Raw genomic sequence first — 1,036 nt, 5'->3', positions numbered from 1 at the left:
TCTTCCTGCCCTGCATCGCTTAAAAAAGTTGCTCCTTATCTGCTAAACAATTACTTTCAAGAAGTAGTGCAACAAGCACCCAATAAAAAAGCAAACGCCAGCAGGGTAGTCTGACACAGCTCTTGAAAAGCAAAGACTTTTCCGTAACTTATAAACGAAGTCTGACCCGGCGTCTGCGTTTTTAAAACCCGTTACCTGCTATTAAAATGAGAACCTTACCGATACTTTTGTTCATAACATTTCTGTTTGGCTGTAGCTCTAACAAAGTAGTAGAGGATAGTGCGCAGCAGGAAAATAAATCACTTGTTGAAGTAATAAAACTCAATGCTCATCCAAGGCAGTTACATGTTAATCTGGACTCGGTTAACAGCTTGGCTCAAATTGACTCAATTACCTTCAAGGCTCATTTTCATGGCATTGAGATTAATAATGTTGAAGACCTCAAGCTAGAATACGACCCTTACTCCAGATATTACTACCATGATTATGCTATAAAGGACAATCTGATATTCTTTTCAATCATCCACAATGATGAGGTGGGTTATAACAACCTGTACCACTTCATTTTTGACACTACCAAAGGAAAACTAGTGTCAGCTGACCTATTAGGACAAGCAGGCGGTGACGGCGGACATAACCAGATTGAAATATTCGACTATTCTACCGACGGCACAGTATTAAAAATTACCACAATATCAAGCCTAGATGAGGACTATAGCTTAGGCTATACAACGACTGTAGACTCAATAAATAAAATATATAAATTGGGAAATGAAGGAGCGATACTGGTAAAGTCGACGACTGTAACACGTGTTGACTCCATCAGGACAAATAATTAATAAACAGCAGGTAACAACAGAATAAAGCAAGCTCCCACAGCGCTTTCAGCCATTGACAATGCTATTGTCTACCTTTGCGTGGGCATAGCTAGGGCCGGTGAAGGTCGCCTGCTTTATTCAACGGACGTTGGTGTGCCACGAGGTGGTGATAATCCAGTAGGTGCGAATCCTACCAGGGCAATTGTCTGTTCACCCTG

General features: G+C 41.1%; 1 protein-coding gene. It reads left to right on the top strand.

The genetic code is table 11. The features are described 5' to 3' along the window. Positions 1 to 206: 206 nt before the first annotated feature. The gene (locus F752_RS0123145; protein WP_017734123.1) at positions 207 to 839 is read left to right on the top strand and encodes a hypothetical protein; all 633 of its coding nucleotides are present in this window, start codon (positions 207 to 209) and stop codon (positions 837 to 839) included. Positions 840 to 1,036: the final 197 nt, after the last annotated feature.

This window comes from Nafulsella turpanensis ZLM-10 (assembly GCF_000346615.1).
Taxonomy (GTDB): domain Bacteria; phylum Bacteroidota; class Bacteroidia; order Cytophagales; family Cyclobacteriaceae; genus Nafulsella; species Nafulsella turpanensis.
The sequence above is the reverse complement of the archived record's forward strand: the minus strand, read 5'-3'. Positions and strand labels throughout refer to the sequence as shown.

What these genes read in the sequence shown, in the direction of transcription:
- F752_RS0123145 (WP_017734123.1), top strand. Translation starts at nt 207, where the DNA reads ATGAGAACCTTACCGATACTTTTGTTCATAACATTTCTGTTTGGCTGT.